This is a genomic window from Fibrobacter sp. UWH9 (assembly GCF_900129715.1).
In the GTDB taxonomy this organism is placed as follows: Bacteria; Fibrobacterota; Fibrobacteria; order Fibrobacterales; family Fibrobacteraceae; genus Fibrobacter.
The window spans coordinates 76,725-100,627 of sequence record NZ_FQWP01000012.1 but is presented as its reverse complement, the minus strand read 5'-3'; the positions used below and the strand labels follow the sequence as shown (position 1 = coordinate 100,627).

Genomic DNA, 23,903 nt, shown 5'->3' with positions numbered 1-23,903 from the left:
CTCAACACAATCAGGCTGGGCGTGTCAAACGCAAGGATCGAGGCGACGAACAACAAGATAAAGCTACTGATACGGACTGCCTATGGCTTCAGGAACATGAACAACATGCTGTCGCTGATAATGCTGAGCTGTTCCTATGTAGATGTACAGATAGCCTACGAATGGGAATCGGAATCGAGAGAATCATCTAGCAAGGCTGCCTAAATGCTTCCACACATGTTGATGATGCCTCGATTTTCTTATTCATATTCGCACCCAATGTTTTGGTAATTACCTCTTATGAAAATACGCTAAATCCATAGGTTGTGAAAATATGGAGGGCGGATCTTCAAATGTTTCGTTGAGAATTTCTAAACGCTTTGCAACAACGTAAAAAACGGAATCTTACACAACGAGACTGTTCTCGTTCGATATTTTTTCTATCACGATGTCCCCGAGATTGCCTTGATTTCTGAAAAGTACAGTATGGCGACAAAGTCAAAGGCTGCGAAAATTTCGGACCCCCGCGTCCTGTGATTCTTAACTTCAAAGAAATGATTGCCTCCTATCTTGTGTCACAATTGATTAAGACCCATTTAAACTCCTCGAATTCAATGGGTTTAACGTGATTTTAGAACGCGTCAAGAATTTGTTAATATAACGGAAATCAGTAACATTGCGATAAATCTTCATAAAGTTGTCAAATTCGACCTCTTTAAAATATGGCGAATTCGCCACATTTATTACAAACGCAATATCTCTATAGTTTCCATTAATAGGGGTCGAATTCGCCCCCCCAAAAAAATTAGCAGTTCTTCTTTCCAGACGCCTGCGACACCATTTCCAGCAGTTGCTGCTTTGAAACGAAATTCAGCACGGAGAATGCGGTCAATTTTTTCCCGAGTTCGTTGATGGATGAACCGATGTGATAAACCGTCTCGTCCACAATGATGAACCTGTCATGAACATTCTGCATGCCTTCGAGTTTAACAGTTGGGAATTGACGATTCAGTCGTTCTTCTTCCTCTCGCAGATGTCGGTTTACATGCCCGGAATAGACAAACGCATTTACACCCGCAGACTTCTTGGCAACAAGTGAGAGTGCGACATCATCTGCGAAAGGATCAATGACGATGATTTCTTCCTTTGCGGAACGCACCAGCTGGCAGGCAAATTCATACCCACTCCACCAGGATTTTGCATTCAGGATGCCCTCACTGGGAGGTAGGTTTGCCTTGACGAAAAAGTCCACCTGCTTTTCGAGAGTGGCTAGGCGAGAGCTCGTTTCCATGCCTTTTGTGTCAAGTTCGTCCAAACGTTTTTCGTGATTAATCAGTTGCCTGTCAACTCGTTCTTCAGTCAGCATAAAGCGTTGGTTTACACTTGCTCCGCGCAGAAGATGTTCCTTGAGAACCTGGTTGGCCCATTGGCGAAATAAAATACCATTTTGCGATTTAACCCGATAACCTACAGATAAAATCATGTCAAGAGTGTAATGCTCAACATTTCTTGAGACTTTTCTCCCACCTTCTTCTTGAACTGTCGCAAAATTTGCGACAGTTGGAAGTCCTCGCAATTCTTCCTTCAAGGCGTTATTAATATGCTTTCCAATTGTTTTGACATCTCTACCGAATAGAACTGCCATTTGTTGGCGATTTAGCCATACAGTATCTTGATCCAAACGCGCTTCAATGTGAAATTCGCCGCCCTCGGGCTGATACACGATGATTTCATTCTTCTCTTCCATATTTATTCCTTTGTGTTACAAGCTGGATATAAAAACACAAAATTCACTTCAGCAATTTGTTTTGCCCGATACTTTCCAAAACTGTCATCTGCGAAATTGCAATCTGGTTCAGCTCTGTTATGCGTTCGCTTTGCGTTACACCCTCGTTGATCAAGACGGAGTTTAACGATTCCATGTTGCTGAGGCAAATCAGTTGGTTGACCGTCGCGTAATCACGGACGTTCCCCGGTAGTGTAGGGTTGGCAGTGCGCCACTCCGCTGCTTTGAGACGCTGATATTCTTTTACCATGAGTAATTGAAATTTGGGACTAATCCACATTCCGAAATGGTATGCGATATCGCGGTGCGCGTAGATTCCTCCGTATCTTCCGGATTTAGCAATAATTCCGATTGCGTTGGTCTGGAGAATCCACTGTTTTGTTGATAGAACGAAATTGTTGGAACCGGCGGCATTTTTAATTGTACCGAATTCGGTATAATTAAAATTTGGATTATAGATTGATTCCCATTCTCCAATATATTCGGTATTCATAACTTCAATCTTGCTCATATTTACTCCTTTGTGTTACAAGCTGGATATAAAAACACAAATTTAATGCACAAATGTTCTAGTGAACAAAATATAACCAATTTTGTAAAAATGGGCAATAGGGACGCCGAAAAAATTTGAGTGACACCTACTGACATGCTGGATTATCTATATTCCCCGTGTACATAAAGAGTTTTGCTCTTGTTCCGAACTGAAAACTTCGACACTTTTCAAAAACCCGGTGCAAGACGAACGCTCACGCTTGCTATCAGGCTTTGCTTGATGGCATCGTTTTGCTATATGCATATTTGATAAATCTGCCTGTACGCAAACGACCCTTTAGATGCTATTGCATCTGCTGCCGTGTTTACGGCACGCAATTGGGGCGTGGGTTGTTTGTGTTTACTTGGTTTTGGGCAGTCGAAGGCCTTCAGTTGGGTAGATGCATTCAATTCCACGCCTTTTTCCTTTAAATGTGTGTGAAGTATGCTACAAGAACGACTCTTGCTGAGTTTGCTCTTGTTCTACAGCTGAAAACTTCGACACTTTTCAAAACCATTGAATAAGACAAACGTTCGTTGACCTATGGTTGCATAGGCCATGCTGTACCCTGGGCGTACTGTATCCATTCGGTGCCCGGGGAATTCGTGCGTGTATCCACATGTGCGTTTACGAGCGTTTTCTTTGCTTGTTTTGACATCGCAGTTTCTTGCTCCCGACTGAGGGTGAACTCGTTCACCTTTTCTCAGGGGCAAGCTATGCCGAAAGAAAAAACGTTTTTTATAAACAATAGACGTTACTTGGGAAACAAGTTTAAACTACTGCCTTTTATAAAAACGATTGTTGAAAATGAATGTAGAGATGTCAAGACTGTAGCGGATATTTTTGCTGGGACTGGATCCGTTGCTTCGGCCTTTTTAGATAAAGATCTTGTTGTAAATGATTTTCTTTATAGCAACCATATTTGCCATATTGCTTGGTTTAGTCCGCAAAGATTTTCAAGGAAAAAAGTAAAATCCATTATTCGCAAGTACAACGAATTGTCTGAATTTCCAGATAATTACATGAGTCATAATTTTGGGAACACTTTTTTCTCTATCGATGATTGTCGCAAAATCGGTTTTATACGAGAAGATATTGAAATTCAATACCATAACAAACAAATTAATGAGAAAGAACGAGCTTTACTAATAACCTCATTGCTTTACGCAATGGATAAAATCGCCAATACTTGCGGTCATTACGATGCCTACCGTAAGGGCGTTTCATACGATAAGCATCTTGAAATGTTGGTTCCTGCGTTTACAAAAAAATTGAGCAGGAGAAACTCTTGTTATAACATAGACACAAATGAACTTGTGAGAAAGATAGAGGCTGATTTGGTCTATGTTGATCCGCCTTATAATTCACGACAATATTGCGACGCTTACCATATATTGGAAAATGTAGCTCGGTGGGAAAAACCCGAAGTCTCTGGCATTGCAAGAAAAATGGATCGCTCAAATTTGAAAAGCGATTATTGCACAAAAAATGCGACAACAGCTTTTGAAAATTTGGTGGAAAACATTCATGCCAAATACATCCTTCTTTCGTATAACAATATGGCGGAAAAAGGTAACGATCGTTCAAACGCCAAAATATCCGATAGTGACATATTAAGAATTTTAGGCAAGAAAGGCGAGGTAAAGGTTTTCTCAGAGGAATATAAGGCGTTCAGCGCTGGAAAATCTGACATTAGTGATAATGAAGAACGTTTATTTCTTTGCATTTGCCATCCTTCTAAAGAGCTTATTCCATCCGCATTAAATTATACCGGAGGTAAATTTAAGCTGCTCTCTCAATTGCTTCCGCTTTTCCCTCGGAAAATTGATGTTGCCCTAGATCTGTTTTGCGGTGGGTGCAATGTTGGAATAAACATAAACTGTAAGAAAGTGATTTTCAATGACAAATGTGAATTACTTGTCGGATTGTTAAAAACATTGAGAGAAAATTCAATCGATGTTGTGTTTGAACAAATTTTTAAAATAATTGACTGTTACAACCTTTCGTTAGTATCAAAAAATGGTTATGATTTTTACGCATGTAATAGTCAACAGGGTTTGGCAAAGTACAATCGTTCCGGTTTTAATGATTTAAAGAAATCTTTCAATAACAACAAAAAAAGAGATACATACTTTTTTTTACAACTATTTGTTTTGATTGTTTATGCATTCAACAATCAAGTTCGCTTTAATGCAAAGGGAGAGTTTAATCTTCCTGTTGGCAAGAGGGATTTTAATAAAAAAATGCAAATGAAATTGAAGTCTTTCATGGAAAGACTTCAATCCGGAAATTATGAATTTCAAAGTGTTGATTTTTCATCAGTTTCTTTAGACGAACTAACGGAAGAATCTTTTGTTTATGCGGATCCCCCATATCTTATATCCTGTGCTTCGTATAACGAACAGAACGGTTGGAATGAAGAACAGGAAACACTCTTACTTGCATTATTGAATAAAGTTAATGAAAAGAACGTAAAATTTGCGTTATCCAATGTTTTAGAACATAAAGGCTTACACAATTTGGTTCTAGAAAAATGGCTTTTGGAGCATCCAGAATATGCGGTGATTGATCTCAATAAGGATTACAGCAACTCCAATTATCACGCAAAAAATACAAACAAAAAAACTAGAGAAGTTCTCATTGTCAATTATGAGGTATAGCATGGAAGATCGTTTTGCTTTTAAGTCATATTATTGGAGTTTAGGAACTACAAGCTTCCGAATGGCCAATTTTAATCTTATGATTGAACGCCAACTTCAGTTGATTGACCAATTCTGGAAACTGCCTAGTAACGCAAATGCTCGATGGAATTCAAACCAATTATTGCAGGAGTCCTATTATAATTTTCTGAAACAAGAAAATTTCATTGAAGGTAATGCGGAAAGAAAAGATAAAGATGCGCGAGAAAAAACATCAGGTCTTGTAGACATCGGTTTATTAAATGATGAACGACATTTAACGCCGGTTGGTCGATATCTATTAAAAATATCAAATGAAGGTGATTTTGAAACTGATAATTTTTTGCAGATTCCCAAAGATAGTTTTGTTTATTTCTTGCAGTTGCTGAAAAGTTATGACGCAAATTTAAAAATTCGTCCTTTTGTCATACTGTGTAAATTTTTAAAGAAATTTGGATATCTCACATGGGAGGAATTTGCATATTTACTTCCTTTATGTATTGATAAAGAAAGTACTCTTGACATTGAAGATCTTGTTGAAAAGCATCGAAAGCAAACAATTTCGATAGACAAGGCTATCATCAATGTGTTTATGAAAATGGACAATTATAAATCGGCGTTAAACTATTTTCTAAATATCTCCAGTGTTGATGTAGATGTATTAACGCAGATTGGAATGAACAGAAAAAGTAGAGCGTACGATGCCCAGTATTATCCGTTATACATGGCTTTGAAAAAATGCTATGTAGAAAACGATATGTCTGACCGAGCTATTATAGAACTTTTTGAAAAATCTAAACTGAAAAATGTCGCTACATATTGGCGCAATCTTTTGTTTGATTCTTCATTGAAATCGGCAAAAAAAAGCAATCCCTTTGCGCATTTACGAGCAAATTTATTTACGGATTGTCATAACGAAAGGGATTTCAAGACGAAATTTTTTAAACAAATGCATCTTTTTAAGGCGAAGAGATCTTTAGATGACTATTCCGATTTAAATCGACGTTACTTTAAAGTAACCGACACTGTCATTTATTCAGATTCAATAGTAGAATTTGATGTACTTCCTAAGGCTTTCTTTGATAATGTTGACGATCGTTTTTTTGATTTAGCTTTTAAAGCCTCAAATAATTTGGAGGAATTGAAATCCTTAAAAGAAATTTCTCCGTTCCTAAATGTCGACCAGGCATGTATTTTAGATTCGCTCGGTAATTTGTTTGATGTTAAGGTTTCTGATGCTTCTCAAGCAAAAACACTTGTTTATGATGAACGATATAAAAGATTTAATAAACTTGTCGACGAAAAATTCACATCCGAAAAAATTATTCATTTACTTCAATTATTTAAAGAAAGAAATGATAAGGAAATACAAAAACTTACAACTGACGGAGCTGACGCTCCAACACTATTTGAATATGTTCTTGCAATTGCATGGTATCAAATCAGTGAACGCCAGGGCGATGTACTGAAATATATGAATCTTTCTTTAGAGGCTGATTTGATGCCCAAAACGCATGCAGGTGGTGGTGAAGCTGATATTGTTTATAAATATCCCGCAACAAAGGATTATCCCAAGCATGACCTATTAATCGAAGCTACATTGGCCGATTCAACAAATCAACGAAGAATGGAAATGGAACCAGTATCTCGCCATTTAGGGGAGTATTTGTGCAATAACAATAAGTCAAATGCGTACTGCATCTTCCTAACAAATTTTTTACACCTAAATGTAATTTCTGATTTCCGAATGAGAATAAATCAGCCGTATTATGGAAATGGCGGCGGTGAAATTTCAGGTATGAAAATCTCGCCAATGGAAACGGACTTGTTGATTGCCATTCTTCAGAAAAATTTAAAATATGGTTCTCTATATAAAATGTGTAGTGACTTATTTGAAAGCGAATTAAACCCGAAAGAATGGTACGAGGAATTAAAGAACAGAATCGTAAATTGCGCATAAACAAAACGATCGGATGGACAATTCTAAACCTTACCACAAAATCGTTGGCATCCAGCTGGATGTAAAGTCCGTAATGCGAAACTACCGCCGCAACGAAATTGCTCAATTCAAGTTGGCGGAAGTTGTGAAGGAAGAATTGTCAAAAATTGAAAAGTCTTCTGTATCGGATGAAATGATTGAACAAAAATCTATTGCTTTAACTGCCGAATAATGGCTTCTCGGATTTTATTAAAGAATTTATTTTTAGATTGTTATTATAAAATCTGAAATAATTAAAATCCGAAAAGTTTTATGAAAAAGAAATTTTTTTTGTCGGCGGCAATGATTGCTGCTCTTGGATTGGCGGGTACCGCCCAGGCGGCACAGACGGTGATTAAGGTGGATGATACCAAGCCGGGTGTGGTGATCAACAAGAATAATATGATGTCTGCGGATTTGGCCATCTGGAATCCGCCTAGCCGTTATTACGATATGACCGACGCCCTGGTGGATGGCGGTTACACTTTGTTCCGCTTCCCTAACGGCAGCTTGAGTAATGATTACCACTGGAATGGTATTGGCAAGTACGATAGCACAGGCCTTTGGATTACTACGGAAGAAGAAGGCAAGTATGCGCCGGGTTTCTTGGGCGAAACCATTTACCGCGGTACCACCAAGGACAATTACGGTTTTGTGCGTCGCAGTCATTTGGCCGACGGCAAGATGGAAACCATGTGGTGGGGCGAGATTCTGGATCCTAATGATCCGCCTTGGATTGTGGTGGAATTCCCCGAAAAGAAGAATATTGATTCCTTGCAGATTAGCTGGGGCGATTTGCGCCCCAAGGCTTTCCGGTATGAATACTGGACTACGGATTATGCGGAGTATCCTGGCGTGCATCAGGCATTGACCAACGATTTGAAGTTGGAGGCCAACGTGAAGGTGACTGGCCCGGAAACTTTGTACAAGGGAAAGTCCGTGCGCACTCGTTATGTGGCGATCCGCTTTAAGTTGCAGGACTTGCCGGGCAAGGGCGTGCAGATTCGCGAAATGAAGATGTTCAGCAATGGCGAAGATTTGCTGGCTGGTAACGAATACAAAATGTATGCCATGTCTACCCGCAATGGCGACAAGGCCCGTACCGACTGGACCAACATTCCCTGGCATTTCGAAGAGTTCATGAAGTATCTGGGAACGCTGCCGAAATCCGCCGACGGTAAGCCGGCCCAGGCTGTGATTTGCGTGAACGCGGGTACGGGCACTTCCAAGGAGGCTGCCGCCTGGGTGCGTTACGCCAACAAGGTGAAGGGTTACAATATTAAGCAGTGGGAAATCGGTAACGAACTGGACGGCGAATGGGAAGAATCTGGCCCCATTTCTGCCCGCCATTATGCGGCTCGTTATTTGGAATACGCTCGCGCCATGAAGGCGGTGGACCCCACTATCATTTTGCATGGACCGCTGCTCAGTACTCACAAGATGATGCAAAAGGGCGCCGGCATTCTGGATGGAAAGTACTGGATGGAAGAATTCCTCCGCATTGTAGGCGAGGCGGAAGTTGCCGATGGCAAGCGCTACCTGGATGCAGTGGATTTGCATAACTATCCTTACTGGACTCCCAATGGCGCCAACGCCAAGGACATGCTGAAGGCCATGCTGGATGTGGGCCCCAACATGGATACGCTGGATGTTTGGATGAAGCGTCACTTGCCTGGCGTGGATAAGGTTCCTTCTGCTTCTGGCGAAGAGAAGCGTCGGGTGTTCCTTTCGGAATTCAGCACCAACGTTCAGGGTTACAGCCTGTTGATGGATTACCCCCAGGCAACGGCCATGGCCATGATTTTTGCGCAGCATGCGGTGCGCTTTGGCGACCGCTTGCAGGTGCTGCCCTGGGACGCTTTCGGCAACCTCTTCAAGAGCCCGGACGATACTTGGGGTACCATCAGTATGACCGCCCTTCTGAAGGAAGGTTCCTGGAACAAGTGGAAATCTCTGGAGCCTACTGCGGAATACTACGGCGTGTATATGACTTTCAAGCAGTTCCTGGAAGACGGCTTTGCTGTGGTTCCTGTGGAAAGTTCCAATTCTGAAGTTGTGGCTTATGCCTTGGCGAAGAAGGGTGCTGCAGGTGTTGGCGACTCGGCCCGTGTTCTTTTGGCAAATTTGTCTGACGTTGCGCAGGTTGTACAAATTGATCGCGCTTCCGTGGGATCCAAGAAGGAAAATTCCCGCATTGAAGTGGACGTGTTTGGCGAGGATCAGTTCAAGTGGATTGGTGATGGCAAGAATGCCTATCCCTATCCGAAAATGGGGCCCAGTGGCCGCCGCCTGAATCCGGCAAAGTCCCGCGATGTTATGATTCCTCCTTTCGGTATGGCGGTGGTGCAAATCAATCCCCGCGTTGTTGGGGCTGACAAGGCCTCCGCAAAGAATGCCGCAACGCCTGTAGTCCTTGCCGCAGCTCTTGAAAAGAAGGTCATGATGCGTGGCGATACCCTGGACTTGTTTGGGACAGTCTCCCAGCAGGATGGTGAAATTACTGGCGCATCCATTAAGATTCCTGATTTTGGCCCCAAGGGCGGTTCCAAGACGGTGAATATTACGCCCGATGACGGCAAGTGGAACGCGTCCATCGAAAGCTTCCATGTGAAGGTCCCTGTGCCGGAAACTGCAAAGATTACCGCCGCAACGGAAAAGCTTCCGGAAATGGAATTGACGGTTACAGGTCTTGGCGGCAAGAAAGTTGTGCAAAAAATTCCCTTCCGTGTCCGCGGCGCCTACCGCACCACCAGCTGCATGCAGAACTTCGACAACGGTATTGATGCCGTGGATTGGTTCCCCGTGGTGAATGGCGATAACGCCACTTCCATGGACGCCAAGGTCTATAACGGCAATCCGCCCCTGGGTGGTTATATCCGTCATGACTGGATTATTGAGCAACCTCCTGAACTGGGTTGGCCCAACTACTCCGGCGCTTACTATGTGCTGCCTCCCGAAGTGAAGAACTCCGTGGGCATTGTCTTCGATTACTCCACCAACCACAACAATCCCGACGGTTACATCGAACTGCAGATTATGTCGGAACAGGTGAAGGATTACGACGAGTTTATGGTCCGTCTGAAAAACACCCGCGGCAACTGGGTCCGTGACACCCTCATCTGGGAAAACATGAGCCAGGAAGGTTGGGGCAAGAACGTTCCCCAGCTGGATCCGAGGCAAATCAAGAACTTCGCCTTCCGTGCCCGCTGGAGTGGCAAGGGTTTCATCAGCCTCGACAACATCTACCTGCTGCAGGAAGACGGGAAGGAAGTTCCCATGCCCAAGGGCCTGAGAAGATTGCGGTAAATTTCACGGTTTCGGAAGAACTTTAAATAAAAAATCCGGGCTGCAAAAGCTCGGATTTTCTTTTCAAGAATTGTATTTTGCAGTGCTTATTCGTATGTTCCTACGAATAAATGTTCCTTGCGTGCGTTCTTCAGGTATTCTACATAAAAGTTTGTGGTCCCGGTTTCGATGCCGTCCCGGCATATGAAGGAGACGGCTATGTCGGTACAACCATATTTCTTGATGTAGCGGTAGCCCACGAATGAAACGAAGTTTCCTGAGCCTACGGATTCTGAAGCCTCTTCTGTCCATCCGGCAGCCTGCATGATGGCTGGGTAGGTGGTGTCGCACATGGCGGTATTGAATTCCTTGTGAGAAACCTTATACATGGGAGTTTCTGCGTCAAGGGTTTCTACGCCCGGTGTTGTGGTGGAAAATTTGAAACTTTCAAGAAGGGTTTTCATTACTTCCACCGTCATGGGGGATTCCGTGCAGGAGTTTTCAATATTGTTGCCGTTGGTGCTGTTTGACGGGGATGAACTGTCGTCGGAACAGCCTGCCAATACGCAAAGGGCGATTGTTGATATAAGGGATAAAATTTTCATCTTCATTTTCTTGGCTGATAATCTCAAAATAAAAAAAAGCCGCAGCTTAATAAACTGCAGCTTTTTGATAAGGGTGCTGTTGCAACGTTTTTAGCGAGCTTCGCGGTCCACCCAAGGTCTTGCGTTGAAACCAGTGTAAATCTGGCGGGGACGGTTAATCTTGGAGTTGGGATCGTCGTGCATTTCCTTCCAGTGGGCAATCCAGCCGGGCAGACGACCGATAGCGAACATCACTGTCAGCATGTCGGTGGGGATGCCCATGGCGCGGTACAGAATACCGGAGTAGAAGTCCACGTTGGGGTACAGCTTACGTTCGATGAAGTATTCATCCTTCAGGGCGGCTTCTTCAAGCTTCAGGGCGATGTCCAGCAGCGGGTCGTGAACGTGTTCGCGTTCGAAGACCTGGTACATCAGCTTCTTAAGAACCTTGGCGCGAGGGTCGTAGCTCTTGTAGACGCGATGACCGAAACCGGAAAGACGGAACGGGTCGTTCTTGTCCTTGGCCTTGGCCATGACCTGGTCGATGGTCATGCCGCTTTCCTGGATGCGGAGCAAAGTTTCAAGCACAGCCTGGTTAGCACCGCCGTGGAGGGGACCCCACAGGGCGCAAATGCCTGCGCAGATAGAAGCGTAAAGGTTAGCCTGGGAGCTGCCCACCATACGCACGGTAGAAGTGGAGCAGTTCTGTTCGTGGTCGGCGTGAACGATGAGCAAGGTGTTCAGAGCCTTTTCCATAATCGGATCCGGGTGGTAAGGACGAGCCTTACTGCTGAACATCATGTTCAGGAAGTTACTGCAATAGCTGCGTTCTGCTTCCGGGTACACAAACGGTTCACCGATGCTAGCCTTGTAGGAGAAGGCTGCAATGGTGCGGATCTTGGAAATAAGACCTGCGGTTGTGAGTTCGAAAGCGCTGGCGATGTTTTCGTCGTCGTAGAAGCGGGGGGTGAACAAGCCCACGGCGTTCACGATGGAGCTAAGGATACCCATGGGGTGGGCGTTAGGCGGCATCTGACGGAAGAAGCTCAGCAGGTTTTCGTGGAGGAGTGCGTTTTCGGTCAGCAAGGTGCGGAAATGGGACAGCTGCTGAGATGTGGGCAGTTCGCCGTAAATCAGGAGCCATGCAGTTTCCGGGAAGGTGGCCTTTTCAGCCAAGTCTTCGATGGCGTAACCGCGATAGCGGAGAATGCCCTGTTCACCATTCACGTAGGTGATAGAGCTCTTGGTGCTACCGGTGTTCAGGTAACCGTAGTCAAGCGTTACAAGGCCAGATTCCTTGCGGAGCTTGCTGATGTCGAGACCGTGTTCGTTCTCAGTACCTTCACAGACGGGGAGCTCGAAGCTCTTTCCGTTGTAGTTCAGTATTGCGTTGTCGGACATTGATCCTCCAGTGTGAGGTTTGAGGTGTGAGGTCGCTCGCGATGCTCGCTTTGAGGGGCGAGGCCTCTTGCCAAAACCTTTTTGTTCATCGTAAAATGTGTTTTGCAAAGATAGCTAACACAAAGTACTTATGCAAAATCCATGCCATGAAACTAAAGCAATGAAGTCGGACTCTAACCTCAAAGGGCCGAAGGCCCGACCTCATACCTCAAAGCCTCATGGCTTCGCTCTTACTTCTGCAGGTCCTTCACAGCCTTGTAGATGTTGTCGAAGAGCTTGCCGAGCTTTTCGGTAGGCACTGCGGAGAAGGCCAGACGGATAAGACCACTCAGCATGATGGTGCCGGTGCTGTAATCCTTGATGAGCTTCTGGCGGAGTTCTTCGGCGTCGACGCCCTTGGGCTTTACGCACATGAAGTAACCGCTGTTGAAGGGCATGGCTTCGAAGGCTTCTGCGTATTCCGGATGGGAAGCGAGGACTTCCTTGATGATATCGTAGCGCTTCTTGAGGGTTGCGTACTTTTCAGCCTTCTGTGCATCGTATTCTGCAGACTGGTAGGCGGCGAGAAGAATCTTCTGGCTGATGGACGGGCCGTTAGAGATGTTGCCACGGACAGTACCGGCGGCCTTGTCTTCCAGAGCCTTCAGCTGTGCTTCAGTTGCACCCTTGAAGCCGAAGCTCATGAAACCAACGCGGAAACCCCAGACGTAGTCTTCCTTGGTAGGACCGTCCAGCTTCACAGCCAGGAGGTTTTCGTGTGCGTCTACAATCTTTGTAAAGAGGGATTCGCGGGTGACGCCATCTTCGTAAACCAGTCCGAAGTATGCGTCGTCCATCAGAGCCACAACCTTGTTACCTGCAGCTGCGCATTCGGTAAGGATCTTTGCGATTTCCACGGCTTCGGTTTCGGTAGCGGTATAGCCGGTGGGGTTGTTGGGGAAGTTCAGGAGCACGACCTTCTTGTCGCTCTTGCCTGCAGCGAGGGCTGCCTTGAGAGCTTCGGTGTCGAAACCACCGTTCTTGAAGGTATTGAAAGTCTTGATTTTTGCGCCGCGGGCGTTTTCAAAAACCAGTTCGTAGTTGTCCCAGTACAGGTCCGGAATGATGACTTCGTCACCGGCGTCCAGGAAGAGGTAGCCGGCGCAGCTGATAGCGTGGGTCAGAGCGCAGGTGACCACCGGGTTGCTGAACTGCTTGGAAGCGAGGGTGGGGTTCTTCTTGATGACCTGTTCCTTCCATGCCTTACGCAGGTCCGGATTACCGAAGCTGGGGGCGTAGAGGAAGGAGTTCTTGGGGAGGTTCAGGGACTTGAGAACGCAATCCAGAACCAGCGGAGAACCGTCGTCTTCGAGAGCGGTACCGATGGTAGCGTTGATGTCGGAGCCCTTAGCTTCGGCACCCTGGCCAAGAATACCCTTGCGGGGGAAGAAAATGGCCTTGCCCTGTTCAGAGAGCATATCGAGGACCTTGCAGCCGTTTGCGGAAAGTTCGGCGTTCAAGGCAACTGCGAGAGGATTGTAGTTCATTTTTCGTGTCCTGTTGAAAAATTAGTTTAACCGGGGGCAATTTAGTTTTTTTTGACCCCACTCGCAAGGTAGGAGGGGACTTCCGCGAACACAAAAACAGCCCAAAAACGGCAAAAAAATGTTCGTCTTTTTCACAAATCGTATTACAATATTTGTTTGTAAGAAAAATGTGATTTTTTAGGGGGGGGGGGCTCCCCCGCAACGCCCCCGGCAAATCAAGTTGATTGTAGAGGAATCATGTTCAGCAATTGCTCTTTCGTCAAAAATTCTAAAACAGAAAATGCGGTCAATTTGTTGCCCAAATCCTTTATGGATGCTCCTACGTGATAGACTATGTCGTCGACGATGATAAAACGGTCGTGAACATCTCGAATATTCAGGACCTGTACGGTGGGGTTTTGACGGTTTAATAGATTTTGCCGGGAGTCGTAGAGTCCTGTCGTCTGCATAGGGATCGATGATAATGATTTCTTGTTTTGCTGAACGGACGAGCTGGGCTGCGAATTCGTAGCCGCACCACCAGGATTTCGCAGGAATTGCGCCTTCTGTGGGAGGCGTGTTTAGCTTGACAAAGAAATCTACTTGCTTTTCGAGAGCATCAAGCCGATTGTCGTGAGATTGTAGATGGTTCTCGTGATTGACTAGCTGCTGGTCAATGCGTTGCTCGGAAAGCATCAAACGCTGGTTGATGCTGTAGCCTTTGAGAAGGTGGTTTTTAAGGACTTGGTTTGCCCAGCGACGAAAAAGGGTTGCATTTTTGCTGTTTACCCTATATCCGACGGATAATATCGCATCAAGATTGTAGTATTTCGTTTCGTAAACCTGTTGGCTTGCATTACCCATATGTTCCAAAACGGAACATGTGCTATGTTCATCTAGTTCCTGAGATGCGTAGATGTTTTTTAAGTGTTTTGTAATTGCGGGCCGTTTTGTGCCAAATAGCTCTGCAATTTGAGCCTGTGTCAGCCATACGGTTTCGTTTTCGAGACGGACATCAAGATGCAATTCACCATCGGCATGGTAGGCGATGATTTCGCCTTTTTCAGGCGCTTTTTCCGGTTGATTTTCCATCGGAAACTCCGAGGAACGCATTTCCCATGATGCGAGGAAACTCGCGGGCCCCTGTCGGGGGATGTAATAAAAACCGGCGTTTCCGGCTGGGATAAATATACAAATTGCAAAAGTCAAATTATGACAGTCTGTGTTTTTTGACTATATTTTTTTTGAGAAAAGGGAATAAATTAGGAGAACATATGAATATAGGCCGCCTGCGAACTATTCTGAGCGCAAAACCGCGTGTCGCTCAGCTCGCTATGCTGTTGTTCGTGGCAACAATGCTTATTGCCTGCGGCGACGATAATGGCTCCAGCGCTACGGACGAGGGGGCGGGCAGTTCCTCCAGCGTCATTCTGAGCGAAGGCTCCGCCGAAGTCGAAGAATCCAGTAGCAGTGTGGTCCTTTCGTCGGCATCGAACCTTGAGCCTGTAGCGAATTCATCCAGCAGCTTCGTCTGGTTGCGTGAAGATATGGTGGATTCCTCTCGTCTGACCATTTATCGATTCCTGTATCCCCGCGCAGACATGTCCTTGGACACCGGGTACTTCAACGGAGACGAATGCCGCTTTGAAGCTGAAGGAAAGTTTCTTTGTGAACAACGTTCCTGTATTGCCTATGATGGTGGTGAAATTCGTATCCCGCAAAGTTATGGGATTCTTGGCGTTAGCGCAAGAGACAAGGACGGCGCCTATAGTGAGTACTTCCACGCCAGTACAAATATTACGCGACTGGTGGATATAAACTTTGGCGATAGCGCGCTTACAACATTCATTCCGTTTGCAGACATTCCCGAGTTTGATAGGGATGGCTTCTTGGAACAACTCTCTGTTTTACCTGCCGAGCCTTGCTCAACTTTATTTCATTTTGAAGGAAATTATCAATTGCAAGCGGATGGATTGCCTGAAGGAATTGTACTTTATCGCGATGGCCAAGGAATCAAGGGACGTGGGGATTCTCGGGAATACTATTCGGCTTTATTCCCGAAGGAAGAGTTGGACGCCGTGAAGGCGCACATTTATGAGGCCGGTCAAGGTGAAAAGTCTTCTTACAACAAACTTATGGTAGAATATTACAGTGAACTGAAATATGCTCCAGATAGAGGACTTGATATCTCCAACCAAACGATTACAGCAGAGATTAATGATTTTGGCTGCGGAGTAGTGTCAACTTCTTATGTAACGGATATGATGGCTGGACTTTGTGAAGGCTGGAAAATCCCCGAAGATGCAAAGGTGTTTTCCTATCGTCTAATCAACATTTCTGACAAGGTCCCTGAAAATCCTGTCCAGTGGAAATTGACCTATATGGATCAGTATGGCCGAGGTGGCGCCTTGGATATTGTCACCCAATTTGAATAGGCAAAAATCTCAAATTTTAATTTAGCAGTTTTATTTAACGTACTCCTTTTAGTTGAAGTATTGGTTGTTTGTTCTCTATAACGACATTTGATGAGCTCTTAATGGGATGGGTGCCATTGACGAAATAGGACTCTTTTTTCTGCAACTTTTTAGTATTCCCTTTTTTTATTGAATTTATTTTAGCTGAGTAGTTGCAATCAGAGGGTATCTTAGAAAATGGAGCAAAACGAAGACTGCCGTCATCTTGATATTGACAAGAAATTGATGCTGGACGATCGCAAATCTTTCCGGTAAATGGAATCGAATGAAATCGAGTCGTTATTAAATAGTATGAACTCCATGTTTTCGCTTGTAAAAGAGAAATTGAAAAATAAGAATCAATAGTATTGGTTTCATTTTTTTTGAAAGAGCTAGAGGATTCCCATTTTTACAACGTTCAAAACGTGTTATAGTATGTAGGGCGAAAACGCCCTGCGCTATTGCGGGGGCGTTCCCGCCTGGATAAAACTATGGCGACATTTGAGGAAAAAGTCGAAAATTCGATGGCACAACTGTGTTGAACTATGCCTAATTGCAGGAGGTCTTTATGACAAAGAAAAGTGTTGAAACTATTAACAAGAGCTTTGTTCTTGATATTCGCGGAATCATTGAGCAGTCTCGTAGGAATGCTGTCCGTAGCGTAGATTTTTGCCGCGTTCAAATGTATTGGAACATCGGGCGGCGCATTCAAGTAGAGGAACAGAAAGGCAAGAAACGGGCTGATTATGGTTCGTTTCTCTTGAAAAACCTTTCCAAGGAGCTGGAACCGGAGTATGGCAGCGGATTTTCTGTGCGTCAGTTGGAAATGTGCAGGCGTTTTTATACCCTGTATCCAATTGCGAACGCAGTGCGTTCGCAATTGAACTGGACGCAATATCGAGGTTTGATTAAGATTGATGATCCTGAAAAACGTGAATATTATGAACTGGAAACGATCAATAACGCCTGGACCAGCCGTGAACTAGAACGCCAGATTCATTCTCAGCTTTATGAACGTCTCTTGATGAGTTCCGACACACCTCAGGAAGTTATCAAGGATCCCATGGTCTTGGAATTCCTGGGCTTGGAACGAAACCCTGAATATTACGAGAGGGATCTTGAAACAGCCATCATCAATCACCTGCAGCGTTTCTTGTTGGAACTTGGAAACGGTTTTGCCTTTATCGCAAGGCAAAGAAGAATTCTCCTTGAAGATGACCTTGCCCGAAGATAACGAGACCATTCTAGCAAGTGAGTTCAAACTTTACATGCCGAGCAAGGAACAGCTGATCGCTGAAGTTAAACAGATCCGTGAGGATTTTGAAAAAATACATGCTGAAAGGTCCTAGGTTTTTAAGAAATTACCTATAAATTTCCCAAAATTTTGGTGTTTATAGGTAGGATTTTAGTTTGTGCGTGATGAAACGAGGCGTTTTCGGGCAAATGAACTGTATTTTTGGCCAAAAACGGCCTTATTCAGGGGCTTTCCAAGAGTGTTTTACAAGAATTTTCTTCTTTAGCGTGAATTTTTACCTATAAATGCGATTCTTTTCGGCAATTTATGGGTAAAATCAGCATAAACAGGCTAAATCGATGAAGCCCTTGGCTTTGGGTTGAATTTGAAAGCCTTCGACTTGTATCCCTTGAATGTTTTGCCATAAAAATCACAGGGTTTTTATGATTTTTTGTTGCCGATTACGTGAACTTTTATAAATTTCAAACAGAAATTTTTAACTCTGGCGCCTTGTGACGCCTTATAAAAGGTCGCAAATATGCAGATTGATTTGAATAATGTCGATTGGAAGACTCTCCCCTTCGGTTACTCCGACACCGATTACAACGTTCGTTGCTACTACCGCAATGGTCAGTGGGGCAAGATTGAAGTTTCCTCCGACAAGAACATCAGCATCCACATGGCCGCTACCTGCCTCCACTACGGTCAGGAAGGTTTCGAAGGCCTGAAGGCTTACACCGGCAAGGATGGCAAGGTCCGTCTGTTCCGCGTGGATGAAAACGCAAAGCGCATGCAGAGCACTGCAAACCGCGTCCTCATGGCTGTTCCGCCTATCGAACTTTTCCGCGAAATGGCTCACCTGGTGACCAAGCTGAACGCTCGCTTCGTTCCGCCGTACGGCCATGGCGCAACCCTTTACATCCGTCCGCTCCTCATCGGTACTGGCGCAGAAGTTGGCGTGAAGCCTTCTGACGAATACCTGTTCATGATGTTCGTCTGCCCGGTTGGCCCCTACTTCAAGGACGGCTTCAAGCCCGTTGACATGATGATCAGCCGTAACTACGACCGCGCCGCTCCTCAGGGTACCGGTACTGTGAAGGTTGGCGGTAACTATGCTGCTTCCCTCCAGTCTCTTGCAGAAGCCAAGAAGCTGGGCTACTCCAGCACCATCTATCTGGATGCCAAGGAAAAGAAGTACATCGACGAATGCGGTCCGGCAAACTTCTTCGGTATCAAGGGCAAGTCCTACATTACCCCGAAGTCCGAATCCATCTTGCCGTCTATCACCAACAAGAGCCTGCAGCAGCTGGCCGAATACCTGGGCTACACTGTTGAAAAGCGTCCGGTGGCTTTCGAAGAACTGGCTGACTTCAGCGAAGCAGCTGAATGCGGTACCGCAGCTGTGATTACCCCGATCAAGAAGATCGTGGACCCCGTTGCAAACAAGACCTTCACCTATGGTGACGGCGTAAACCCGGGTCCTGTCTGCACCGAACTCTTCACCAAGTACACCGCTATCCAGTTCGGTGAAGCAGAAGACCCGTTCGGCTGGACTGAAGTGGTCGACCTGTAATCAGGTCGCCGCGCTTTGAGGGCGGCCTTTGGCCTTTGAGGTATGAGGTCGCCACTACGTGGCTAGAGGCTTTACGAAAAAAGCTCGCGATGGTTGTCGCGGGCTTCTTGTTTTATGACGCTTTTTTCTTAAGAAAAACTTACAACGCGGTGTAAAAATGTTATATCTACCTCTGTAAGGAGTATTTGAGGTATTTATGACGATGTTCCAGATTGGCTTTCTGGTAACGGCCCTTGGCTTTATGGGGCTCGACATACTGGGGGCCGTGCTATCGTTTAAGAAAGGCGGACCGGCAGGTAGACTGCTGGGTGTTACCTGTACTTTCTGTTCTTTGGTTGTCTTGACTTATTTGGCAAGCGTTATGAGTGTGGAGTATTTTTCCTACTCCTGTTTTACCAGTTTGCATTACATATGTGTGATGTCCATGTTGGTTTGCGTGGTGGCATTTACGTTCCATCTTGTGGAACTGGCTGACCGGCCTTTTGTGCCCTATGTAAATAAGTTGCTCCTGATACTGGTTAGCCTTGATGCGGTCTGCTGGATTATCAATCCTTTTAAGGAAATCATGTTGAGCTTTGCGGCTCGTCCAGAGGGATTCAACCGGTTTGACCTGGTTCCAAGTGTTCTCTTTGGGTTGCATCTGACGTTTACCTACGTGATGGCCGCTGTGGTAGTTTGTTTGCTGGTTTACAAGTGGGTCCGCTCCGATAGGGATTATCACCGCAAGTATCGTTTTGCTTTGCTGGGCTTTTCAACGGTGGTCATGTTCAGCGCCGTGTCGGAACTGTTCCCCGGATTCTTGGGCTCGTCCCGTCTTGATTATACGGTCTTTGCGCTCAGCTTGGCGGCTGCCGCTTTTTACTGGTCTGCGTTTATCTTCTCGACGGAACGTTATGTCTATGACCACAGTGTGCCGCTGGAACAGCGAACCAACACCATGTTCGTGGTGACTGGTATTATCGGTACCACTTGCGGTTTGCTGATTTGCCTTGCTGCGTCAGTCAGTTTTGCGGGAATCATGGCGGTGGCTTCGGTTGTCCTTGCCATGATGGTTATTTCGGTGGTGGCACGTAAGACGGGGCACGAAGATCTTGGGTTCTGGATCCTGATTGCCTGTATTCTGGTGGCCATGCCTATTGTCTGGCTTTCGGCTGGAGGTGTGAGTAGCGGCGTGAACAGCTGGTTCGTTTACGAATTCTTCTATATCGCCTTTGCCCTGAAGGGGCGCCGCATGTACATCGCCATGGCAATCGCCTTTGTTCTAGATGGAGCCAGCTATGGCATTGGCTATTACCGCCCCGATTTCGTCTACCTTTTTACGAACATGGCCGACACCTACATCAGTACGGTGGCCTCCACCTTTGTGGTGGGCATAACGGTGGTGGTTACGGTACTCTACCAGAAGAACATCTATTACGATGAACAGGCCGCCCTCCAGGAAGCCTACAAGACCCAGGAACTGCTGAAGCGCGAAGCCGAAAAGGCCAACAACGCCAAGAGCGACTTCCTGGCCAGCATGAGCCATGAAATCCGTACGCCGATCAATGCGGTGCTTGGCATGGACGAGATGATCCTGCGCGGTGGTACGCCCGAAGAAATTGCGGAGTACGCCCGGAATATCAAGCTGGCAGGAAACATGCTGTTGTCTCTGGTGAACGACGTCCTTGATTTCTCTAAAATTGAAAGCGGCAAGATGAACATCGTCCCGGTGGAATACAGACTGTCTAACGTCCTGGCCGACTTGAAGACCATGATTGCGACGAAGGTGGAAGAACGTGGTCTGGAATTAAAGACCGAGATTTCTCCTGATTTGCCGTCGGTGTTGGTGGGCGATGATTTCCGCCTGCGCCAGATTATCATGAACTTGCTGACCAATGCGGTGAAGTATACGCCTAAGGGTTCCGTGACATTGAAGGTCTGGGGCGAGACCGCAGACTCGAAATGCAAACTTTATGTGTCGGTCAAGGACACGGGCGTCGGTGTTCGCGAAGAAGACAAACCGCGCTTGCTGGAATCCTTCAAGCGACTGGAAGAAACCCGTAACCGTGGCATCGAAGGGACCGGCCTTGGACTTTCCATTACCGAGAAGTTGCTTGAACTGATGGGGAGTTCTCTCCAGATCAAGAGCGAATACGGCAAGGGCTCCGAGTTCTATTTTGTGCTGTCCCAGGATGTGGTGGATGGGGCCGCCATAGGAAACGCAGACCTTGAAAATGCAGATGGGCAAAAGTCTGTAGGCGTATTCCAGGAATGCTTCGAGGCGCCTGAGGCGAAGATTCTTGTGGTTGATGATAACCGCATGAACCTGATGGTGGTTAGGGGACTGCTGAAAAATTCCAGGATGCAGATTGACTGCGTGGAGAGCGGTCAGGAGTGTTTGAATAAAGTAGAAGAAAACTGCTACCAGGTTATCTTGATGGACCATATGATGCCCCAGATGGATGGCGTGGAAACTTTGGAACGGTTGAAGGCGAAGTCCAATAACAAGTCCGCTGAAGCCAAGGTGGTGGCGCTGACGGCCAATGCCATGTCGGGAGCCCAGGAGATGTACCTGGCTCGCGGCTTCGATGACTTCCTGGCGAAGCCTGTCCGCGGCTCCCTGCTAGAAAAGGTGCTCCTGCGGCACCTTCCGGCAGAGATGGTCCACATGAAGTCAGACGAGGCGGATGTTGCGAAACCTGAGGTGAAAACGGAATCGGTGTTGATCGATTTCGAGAAGGGGCTGGCCCTTTGCGTTAATGACAGGGGACTGTACAAGGAAGTGTTGCAGTCCTTGCCCGACGAACATTTTGACTACTACCTCCAGGAGTATTACGAAAAGTCTGACTGGGCCAACTACCGGGTCAAGGTTCATGCCTTGAAGTCTTGCCTGGTGAACGTGGGGGCCGACAAGGTCTCCCTTATGGCGAAGAAGCTGGAAGATGCCGCTAAGGAAGAGAATTTCAAGGTGATTTTTGAGTCCCATCCGGCCTTGATGGAAGAATTCCGCAAGGTTCTGCTGGATATCCAGCGTTATTGCGATGATACCCTATGTTGACTTAAATACCGTGATTTACTAAATTTGCGCTCACTGTGAGAATAGAAATTGCACAAACCTTGACTGAACCCGAAGACCGCCAGGTGGTCTGGTCCCATGCCGATGCCCCTGAACTCTTCGACGAACTGCACCTAAAGGGCGATCTGGTAGCTCAGGTGCTGGTTAGCCCCGAAGGCGACAACAAGTGGCTTGTGACTGGCTCTATCTCTGGCGTTCAGACGCTGACCTGCTCCCGTACTCTTGAACCGTTCGATCGACCCTTCTCCACTGAAATCGTGGTCGAAGTTGAACGTCTTCAGGTGGCCAAGCAAGAATTGGACGAGGAAGATGTAGACGTTTTTGCCTACAAGATTCCCCAGGGGCAGTACTTCGTCGATGTTTCCGAGTGCGTTCGTGAGCTAATTATACTGCAAGAACCGCAAGCACCCGTGAAAAATCCCGACGAAGATTTTATCTTTGTAACAAACAATCAAGCTGGCGAAGAATCCGATGGTGAAAAGCCTATGGATCCTCGCTGGGACAAACTCAAGGCCCTCAAAGACAAAATGTCTAAGGGTAACTAGACTAACAGGAGTTAAAAATGGCAGTACCTAAAAGAAAAACCTCTACCGCTCGTCGTGACAAGCGCCGCACCCACTGGAAGATGGACGTGCCCGCTATGGCTACCTGCGATCATTGCGGTTCCGTGAAGCGTCCGCACCGCGTGTGCCCGGTTTGCGGTTTCTATAACGGTGTCGAAGTTGTCGACATGAAGGCCGAAGCCTAATTTAATTGATTATATTAAGGTAAGTTCCGGCATGCGCCGGGGCTTACTTTTTTTGATGTATAAGGAGTTATTGTGGTTAAAGTTGCACTGGATGCCCTGGGTGGCGATTTCGCTCCCGACGTTGTGATTGAAGGCGCCATTAACGCTGCCAACAAGGATGCCGATCTGCATATTGTTTTGTGCGGACCTGAGGCCGAGGTCAAGGCTGGTCTTGAAAAGCGTGGCTACACCGGTCACGGCATTTCTGTGGTTGACGCACCGGATCCGGTGGCCATGGATGAACATCCTGTACAGGTCCTCAAGAAGAAGCCTCATTCCGGTCTGGTGACTTGCGTCGCCCTCCAGAAGAAGGGTATGGTCGATGCTTCCGTCAGTGCCGGTAACTCTGGCGCCATGATGGCCAGCTGCCTTATGCTTCTTGGCAAGACCACCGAAAAGTTTGGCCGTCCGCCTATCGGCTGCGTGATCCCCACCGCCGAAAAGCCCATCGTCCTTGTTGATGCTGGCGCTAACGTAGACGAACGCGCTTCTGTACTCGTAGACTTTGCCATTGCCGGTTCCGCCTTTGCCGAAACTTACTTCGGTCGCGAAAAGCCGAAGGTCGGTCTCGTGAACATGGGCGAAGAAGAACACAAGGGTCCCGCAGTTTGTCAGGAAGCCTATCAGCTTCTCAAGAACGCTCCCGTGAACTTCATCGGCAACATCGAAGGCGAAGACCTGATCATGGGTAAGGCTGACGTGGCTGTTACCTCTGGCTTTACAGGCAACGTAATCCTCAAGATGATTGAAGGCTTCTACGAAATGCACCACAAGATGTTTGGCAACATCGATTCCGAAGCTGGTCGCAAGTTCGACGAAATGTGGGACTACCGCATGACCGGTGGCGCCCTGCTCCTGGGTCTCAACGGCACCGGCATTATCGCTCACGGCCGTTCCGATGCTCTGGCTATTGAAAAGGCTGTTGAAGTTGCCGCCAAGTACGCCCGCCTCGGCGTGGCCAAGACTGTGAACGCTCGTTTGTCTGAAATCAAGGACGAAGAAGCTCCCGCTCAGGCATAATCCGCGGATTGTCATCCTGAGCGGAACGAAGTGAAGCGAAGGATCCAGTGACG

The 23,903-nt window shown here is 46.4% G+C and carries 17 protein-coding genes and 1 pseudogene; 12 read left to right on the top strand and 6 right to left on the bottom strand.

The annotated features are described in order from the left end of the window. On the top strand, window positions 1–204 hold a 204-nt coding region (locus tag BUB94_RS10915; RefSeq protein ID WP_139259115.1), incomplete at its 5' end, for a transposase. A gap of 580 nt (window positions 205–784) precedes the next feature. On the opposite strand, the gene rhuM is transcribed toward BUB94_RS10915, so the two are convergent. Together rhuM and BUB94_RS10905 are read right to left on the bottom strand one after the other, a co-directional pair. Then, on the bottom strand, window positions 785–1,726 hold the full coding sequence (gene rhuM, locus BUB94_RS10910) for a RhuM family protein (RefSeq protein WP_073160256.1): 942 nt from the start codon (window positions 1,724–1,726) through the stop codon (window positions 785–787). 43 nt (window positions 1,727–1,769) lie between these two features. After that, window positions 1,770–2,276, bottom strand: a complete 507-nt coding sequence (locus BUB94_RS10905) for a KilA-N domain-containing protein (protein ID WP_073160258.1) — start codon at window positions 2,274–2,276, stop codon at window positions 1,770–1,772. 737 nt (window positions 2,277–3,013) lie between these two features. On the opposite strand from BUB94_RS10905, the gene BUB94_RS10900 reads away from it, so the two are divergent. The 4 genes from BUB94_RS10900 (at window position 3,014) to BUB94_RS10885 (ending at window position 10,259) form a co-directional block, all read left to right on the top strand. After that, window positions 3,014–4,957, top strand: a complete 1,944-nt coding sequence (locus BUB94_RS10900) for a Dam family site-specific DNA-(adenine-N6)-methyltransferase (protein WP_073160260.1) — start codon at window positions 3,014–3,016, stop codon at window positions 4,955–4,957. Between the two features lies 1 nt (window position 4,958). Next, on the top strand, window positions 4,959–6,935 hold the full coding sequence (locus BUB94_RS10895) for an AlwI family type II restriction endonuclease (RefSeq protein ID WP_073236962.1): 1,977 nt from the start codon (window positions 4,959–4,961) through the stop codon (window positions 6,933–6,935). Window positions 6,936–6,948: 13 nt separating this feature from the next. Next, the gene (locus tag BUB94_RS10890) at window positions 6,949–7,146 is read left to right on the top strand and encodes a hypothetical protein (RefSeq protein ID WP_073236942.1); all 198 of its coding nucleotides are present in this window, start codon (window positions 6,949–6,951) and stop codon (window positions 7,144–7,146) included. A gap of 80 nt (window positions 7,147–7,226) precedes the next feature. After that, window positions 7,227–10,259: a glycoside hydrolase family 44 protein gene (locus BUB94_RS10885; protein ID WP_073236939.1), complete on the top strand. Its 3,033-nt coding sequence runs from the start codon at window positions 7,227–7,229 to the stop codon at window positions 10,257–10,259. Between the two features lie 86 nt (window positions 10,260–10,345). On the opposite strand, the gene BUB94_RS10880 is transcribed toward BUB94_RS10885, so the two are convergent. The 4 genes and pseudogenes from BUB94_RS10880 to BUB94_RS16855 all read right to left on the bottom strand — a co-directional run bounded on the left by BUB94_RS10880 (window position 10,346) and on the right by BUB94_RS16855 (window position 14,841). Next, a complete protein-coding gene (locus BUB94_RS10880; protein WP_139260206.1) occupies window positions 10,346–10,843 on the bottom strand; it encodes a hypothetical protein in 498 nt (165 codons plus the stop codon). Window positions 10,844–10,933: 90 nt separating this feature from the next. Continuing rightward, the gene (locus BUB94_RS10870; protein ID WP_073160268.1) at window positions 10,934–12,223 is read right to left on the bottom strand and encodes a citrate synthase; all 1,290 of its coding nucleotides are present in this window, start codon (window positions 12,221–12,223) and stop codon (window positions 10,934–10,936) included. A gap of 230 nt (window positions 12,224–12,453) precedes the next feature. Beyond that, a complete protein-coding gene (locus BUB94_RS10865; RefSeq protein WP_073236931.1) occupies window positions 12,454–13,749 on the bottom strand; it encodes an aminotransferase class I/II-fold pyridoxal phosphate-dependent enzyme in 1,296 nt (431 codons plus the stop codon). A 215-nt stretch (window positions 13,750–13,964) separates the two neighbouring features. After that, window positions 13,965–14,841 (bottom strand): annotated as a pseudogene (locus BUB94_RS16855) (virulence RhuM family protein). Between the two features lie 233 nt (window positions 14,842–15,074). Between BUB94_RS16855 and BUB94_RS10855 the strand changes: the two are divergent. The 7 genes from BUB94_RS10855 to plsX all read left to right on the top strand — a co-directional run bounded on the left by BUB94_RS10855 (window position 15,075) and on the right by plsX (window position 23,850). Then, window positions 15,075–16,163, top strand: coding sequence for a hypothetical protein (locus tag BUB94_RS10855; protein ID WP_139260205.1), 1,089 nt, complete (start codon window positions 15,075–15,077; stop codon window positions 16,161–16,163). Between the two features lie 586 nt (window positions 16,164–16,749). Next, window positions 16,750–17,415: a PDDEXK nuclease domain-containing protein gene (locus BUB94_RS10850; RefSeq protein ID WP_217653126.1), complete on the top strand. Its 666-nt coding sequence runs from the start codon at window positions 16,750–16,752 to the stop codon at window positions 17,413–17,415. Window positions 17,416–17,965: 550 nt separating this feature from the next. Further along, window positions 17,966–18,988, top strand: a complete 1,023-nt coding sequence (locus tag BUB94_RS10845) for a branched-chain amino acid aminotransferase (protein WP_073236959.1) — start codon at window positions 17,966–17,968, stop codon at window positions 18,986–18,988. Between the two features lie 196 nt (window positions 18,989–19,184). Further along, window positions 19,185–22,025, top strand: coding sequence for an ATP-binding protein (locus BUB94_RS10840; protein WP_083538235.1), 2,841 nt, complete (start codon window positions 19,185–19,187; stop codon window positions 22,023–22,025). Window positions 22,026–22,060: 35 nt separating this feature from the next. Then, on the top strand, window positions 22,061–22,588 hold the full coding sequence (locus tag BUB94_RS10835; protein ID WP_073160276.1) for a YceD family protein: 528 nt from the start codon (window positions 22,061–22,063) through the stop codon (window positions 22,586–22,588). 17 nt (window positions 22,589–22,605) lie between these two features. Then, window positions 22,606–22,791 (top strand): 50S ribosomal protein L32, encoded by a 186-nt coding sequence (gene rpmF, locus BUB94_RS10830; RefSeq protein ID WP_073160278.1) that lies wholly within the window; start codon window positions 22,606–22,608, stop codon window positions 22,789–22,791. A gap of 72 nt (window positions 22,792–22,863) precedes the next feature. Beyond that, the gene (plsX, locus tag BUB94_RS10825; RefSeq protein ID WP_073236922.1) at window positions 22,864–23,850 is read left to right on the top strand and encodes a phosphate acyltransferase PlsX; all 987 of its coding nucleotides are present in this window, start codon (window positions 22,864–22,866) and stop codon (window positions 23,848–23,850) included. Window positions 23,851–23,903 lie beyond the last annotated feature (53 nt).